Origin of the sequence: Caulobacter sp. 602-2, assembly GCF_011043625.1 — a bacterium.
Taxonomy (GTDB): Bacteria; Pseudomonadota; Alphaproteobacteria; order Caulobacterales; family Caulobacteraceae; genus Caulobacter.
In genome coordinates this window covers 1-5,475 of the sequence record NZ_JAAKGT010000024.1, presented here as the reverse complement: position 1 = coordinate 5,475, position 5,475 = coordinate 1, and the positions used below count along the sequence as shown (strand labels likewise).

At 54.9% G+C, this 5,475-nt stretch carries 3 tRNA genes and 3 rRNA genes; all 6 read right to left on the bottom strand.

Annotated features, from left to right (window positions below):
- Position 1: 1 nt before the first annotated feature.
- A tRNA-Met gene (locus tag G5B46_RS24060) sits at positions 2-78 on the bottom strand.
- 67 nt (positions 79-145) lie between these two features.
- A 5S ribosomal RNA gene (gene rrf, locus G5B46_RS24055) occupies positions 146-260 on the bottom strand.
- Between the two features lie 104 nt (positions 261-364).
- A 23S ribosomal RNA gene (locus G5B46_RS24050) occupies positions 365-3,150 on the bottom strand.
- Between the two features lie 205 nt (positions 3,151-3,355).
- Positions 3,356-3,431 (bottom strand) — tRNA-Ala (locus G5B46_RS24045).
- A 55-nt stretch (positions 3,432-3,486) separates the two neighbouring features.
- Positions 3,487-3,563, bottom strand: a tRNA-Ile gene (locus G5B46_RS24040).
- 171 nt (positions 3,564-3,734) lie between these two features.
- Positions 3,735-5,216: ribosomal RNA gene (locus tag G5B46_RS24035) — 16S ribosomal RNA — on the bottom strand.
- The 16S, 23S and 5S rRNA genes sit together here with 3 tRNA genes alongside, the layout of an rRNA operon.
- Positions 5,217-5,475 lie beyond the last annotated feature (259 nt).

Sequence of the window (5,475 nt, the reverse complement as noted above, 5' to 3'; positions counted from 1 at the left end):
TTGGGTGCGGGGACAGGATTTGAACCTGTGACCTTCAGGTTATGAGCCTGACGAGCTACCGGGCTGCTCCACCCCGCGGCAGGGGTATGTATCGTGAGTAGGGTTCTGGACTTGTTTGACTTTGCGGGATGCATCCTTTTAGCGGACCTGGCGGCGACCTACTCTCCCGCGCCTTGAGACGAAGTACCATTGGCCCAGGGGGACTTAACGACCGAGTTCGGAATGGGATCGGGTGGGGAACCCCCGGCAAAGCCACCAGGTCAGCGAAAAGGATGCTGCTTGTCGGGGTTTAGACCGACAAGGCAAAGAAGAAGACATCAGTGTCAGGCAAGGTTTGTAAAGCTTGCATGGGTTTGACTGAAGAACGATCAAGCCTATCGAGCTATTAGTACCGGTAAGCTCCATGCGTCGCCGCACTTCCACACCCGGCCTATCAACGTGGTGGTCTTCCACGGCTCTCAGCGAGACCTTGTTTTGAGGTTAGTTTCCCGCTTAGATGCTTTCAGCGGTTATCTATTCCACACTTAGCTACCCTGCTGCACAGCTGGCGCCATGACAGGTCCACCAGAGGTGTGTCCATCCCGGTCCTCTCGTACTAGGGACAGATCCTCTCAAGTCTCGTACACCCACGGCAGATAGGGACCAAACTGTCTCACGACGTTCTGAACCCAGCTCACGTACCACTTTAATCGGCGAACAGCCGAACCCTTGGGACCTGCTCCAGCCCCAGGATGTGATGAGCCGACATCGAGGTGCCAAACTTTGCCGTCGATATGGACTCTTGGGCAAAATCAGCCTGTTATCCCTAGAGTACCTTTTATTCGTTGAGCGATGGCCCTTCCACGCAGGACCACCGGATCACTATGGCCGACTTTCGTCTCTGCTCGACTTGTCAGTCTCGCAGTCAGGCGGGCTTATGCCATTGCACTCGACGACCGATTTCCGACCGGTCTGAGCCCACCATCGCGCGCCTCCGTTACACTTTGGGAGGCGACCGCCCCAGTCAAACTGCCCGCCACGCCATGTCCCGGACCCGGATAACGGGCCGCGGTTAGACGTCAGCAACAATAAGGGTGGTATTTCAAGGATGGCTCCACCGGAACTGGCGCCCCGGTTTCATAGCCTCCCACCTATCCTACACATGTTGCTGCTAACGCCAAGGCGAAGCTGCAGTAAAGGTTCATAGGGTCTTTCCGTCTGACCGCGGGAACCCCGCATCTTCACGGGGAATTCAATTTCGCTGAGCCTATGCTGGAGACAGTGGGGAAGTCGTTACGCCATTCGTGCAGGTCGGAACTTACCCGACAAGGAATTTCGCTACCTTAGGACCGTTATAGTTACGGCCGCCGTTTACCTGGGCTTCAATTCGGAGCTTGCACCCCTCCTTTTAACCTTCAGGCACCGGGCAGGCGTCAGACCCTATACGTCGCCTTGCGGCTTCGCAGAGCCCTGTGTTTTTGATAAACAGTCGCTACCCCCTGGCTTGTGCCACTCTTTTCTGGTTGCCCAAAGAAGAGTCACGCTTATCCCGAAGTTACGCGTGCAATTTGCCGAGTTCCTTCAGCATAGTTCTCTCAAGCGCCTTGGTATACTCTACCTGCCCACCTGTGTCGGTTTCGGGTACGGTCTCCGTTGGAGTTATTTCCAGGGACCTGTTCACTGCCGGAACCAATCCAATAAGGACCGACAATTTACCAGATCCGTCACTTCCAACTGGCTCAGGAATATTCACCTGATTCCCATCGACTACGCCTTTCGGCCTCGCCTTAGGGGCCGGCTAACCCTGCGCAGATTAGCTTTACGCAGGAACCCTTGGGCTTTCGGCGAGAGGGTCTCTCACCCTCTTTATCGCTACTCATGTCAGCATTCTCACTTCCGATACCTCCAACAAGGCTCACGCCTCATCTTCACAGGCTTACGGAACGCTCCGCTACCGCTTGCTCAAAGAGCAAACCCATACCTTCGGCGACTGGCTTTAGCCCCGTTACATTTTCCGCGCAGGTTCGCTTGACCAGTGAGCTGTTACGCTTTCTTTAAATGATGGCTGCTTCTAAGCCAACATCCTGGTTGTCAAAGCAAACCCACATCGTTTCCCACTTAGCCAGTACTTGGGGGCCTTAGATGATGGTTAGGGTTGTTTCCCTTTTCACGACGGACGTTAGCACCCGCCGTGTGTCTCCCAGATATCTCTCTCGGGTATTCGGAGTTTGATTAGAATTGGTACAGCTCGCGCCGCCCGCATCCATTCAGTGCTCTACCCCCCGAGGAGTCCGTCTGAGGCACTACCTAAATAGTTTTCGCGGAGAACCAGCTATGTCCAGGTTTGATTGGCCTTTCACCCCTATCCACAAGTCATCCGAGAATTTTTCAACATTCACCGGTTCGGTCCTCCAGTTGGTGTTACCCAACCTTCAACCTGCTCATGGATAGATCACCTGGTTTCGGGTCGTCATGCGACGTACTTATTCGCCCTATTCAGACTCGCTTTCGCTGCGCCTACACCTAACGGCTTAAGCTTGCACGGCACATGAAGTCGCTGACCCATTATACAAAAGGTACGCCGTCACCACGCGCGGTGGCTCCGACTGCTTGTAGGCTTCCGATTTCAGGATCTGTTTCACTCCCCTTGTCGGGGTGCTTTTCACCTTTCCCTCACGGTACTTGTTCGCTATCGGTCATTGAGGAGTACTTAGGCTTGGAGGGTGGTCCCCCCATGTTCAGACAGGATTTCACGTGTCCCGCCCTACTCGAGTCTGTCGCTATTTGACGCTTACGGGGCTATCACCCACTATGGCGGACCTTCCCAGATCCTTCAGCTTTATGTCACGACAGCACTGGCCTGGTCCCGGTTCGCTCGCCACTACTACGGGAGTCTCGGTTGATGTCCTTTCCTCCAGGTACTGAGATGTTTCAGTTCCCTGGGTTTGCTTAATGACCCTATGTATTCAGATCATTATACCTTGTCCGATCCACCGATCGTGCTCCAACCGAAGTTGAAGCAAGTCGGGTGACCGTAAAGGTGGGTTTCCCCATTCGGAGATAGCCGGATCAAAGGGTGCTCGCGCCTCCCCGGCTCTTATCGCAGCGTGCCACGTCCTTCATCGCCTCTCAATGCCAAGGCATCCGTCAGAAGCCCTTATGCGCTTGATCGTTCTCAGCAAAACCCATGCGCTTACCGTCTAGGGACGGCTCGCATGCGCTTTACAATTTGTCAGACAATGATGTCTTCTTAAGTCCAACCTGAAGCGGCTGAACCCTACATTCACGATGTCATTTCGCATCGTCACCAGGTGACGCTGCAAACTTGTATCTTTCCGATCGCGGATCTCTGCCACCAGCCGGATGCTGGGAGAGATGGTGGAGCCAGACGGATTCGAACCGACGACATCCTGCTTGCAAAGCAGGCGCTCTACCAACTGAGCTATGGCCCCTTGTCAGGGTTGAGCCAGGAGAGCTGGTCGGATCCGAAGCTGTTGGAGAAGAGAGTGGTAGGCCTGGGCAGACTCGAACTGCCGACCTTACGCTTATCAGGCGTACGCTCTAACCACCTGAGCTACAGGCCTATGACGGCCTTCGCAGGCGTCTGCCTCCGGGCTCGCGATCGACTTGATCCCTAACGGAACCAAGTGAGTGGAAAGAGAAACGGAGACGGCGGCGATCCGCTCATTTGTGTGCGTCTAGCGCACTAATTGGAGCCTCAATAGCCTCGTGAGAGGCTGGAGAAGCATCCTTAGAAAGGAGGTGATCCAGCCGCAGGTTCCCCTACGGCTACCTTGTTACGACTTCACCCCAGTCGCTGACCCTACCGTGGTCGCCTGCCTCCTTGCGGTTAGCGCAGCGCCTTCGGGTAAAGCCAACTCCCATGGTGTGACGGGCGGTGTGTACAAGGCCCGGGAACGTATTCACCGCGGCATGCTGATCCGCGATTACTAGCGATTCCAACTTCATGCTCTCGAGTTGCAGAGAACAATCCGAACTGAGACGACTTTTAGGGATTGGCTCCCCCTCGCGGGATTGCAGCCCTCTGTAGTCGCCATTGTAGCACGTGTGTAGCCCACCTTGTAAGGGCCATGAGGACTTGACGTCATCCCCGCCTTCCTCCGGATTAACTCCGGCAGTCCTGTTAGAGTGCCCAACTGAATGGTGGCAACTAACAGCGAGGGTTGCGCTCGTTGCGGGACTTAACCCAACATCTCACGACACGAGCTGACGACAGCCATGCAGCACCTGTGTCCCAGTCCCCGAAGGGAAAGCCAGATCTCTCTGGTGGTCCGGGCATGTCAAAAGGTGGTAAGGTTCTGCGCGTTGCTTCGAATTAAACCACATGCTCCACCGCTTGTGCGGGCCCCCGTCAATTCCTTTGAGTTTTAATCTTGCGACCGTACTCCCCAGGCGGAGTGCTTAATGCGTTAGCTGCGTCACCGACAGGCATGCCTGCCGACAACTAGCACTCATCGTTTACAGCGTGGACTACCAGGGTATCTAATCCTGTTTGCTCCCCACGCTTTCGAGCCTCAGCGTCAGTAACGGACCAGTATGTCGCCTTCGCCACTGGTGTTCTTCCGAATATCTACGAATTTCACCTCTACACTCGGAGTTCCACATACCTCTTCCGTACTCAAGACTGCCAGTATCAAAGGCAATTCCAAGGTTGAGCCCTGGGCTTTCACCTCTGACTAAACAGTCCGCCTACGCTCCCTTTACGCCCAGTAATTCCGAGCAACGCTAGCCCCCTTCGTATTACCGCGGCTGCTGGCACGAAGTTAGCCGGGGCTTCTTCTCCGGGTACCGTCATTATCGTCCCCGGTGAAAGAATTTTACAATCCTAAGACCTTCATCATTCACGCGGCATGGCTGCGTCAGGCTTTCGCCCATTGCGCAAGATTCCCCACTGCTGCCTCCCGTAGGAGTTTGGGCCGTGTCTCAGTCCCAATGTGGCTGATCATCCTCTCAGACCAGCTACTGATCGTCGCCTTGGTGAGCCTTTACCTCACCAACTAGCTAATCAGACGCGGGCCGCTCCAATGGCGATAAATCTTTCCCCCGAAGGGCACATCCGGTATTAGCTCAAGTTTCCCTGAGTTGTTCCGAACCAAAGGGCACGTTCCCACGTGTTACTCACCCGTCCGCCACTAATCCCGAAGGATCCGTTCGACTTGCATGTGTTAGGCCTGCCGCCAGCGTTCGCTCTGAGCCAGGATCAAACTCTCAGGTTGAGTTGACATTGACTCCAGCTATTTGACCGAGGGGAAAACCTCAGTCGCGTATCTGGTTTGCATAGTTTCTTGACGAGTTCCCATCACACAATGATCAGATCCGAAAACCCGATCACCGTATAAATGGTGTCTTCAAGAGACCGCATTCGTCAGCGTCTAAGATGACCTCGAAGGGTCATCGCCAGAGCGCCGCCGCCTGCGTTTCTCTTTCCAAATCAACAATGTCAAAGACCAGAGCCGAAGCTCCGAGCCGCCTCCG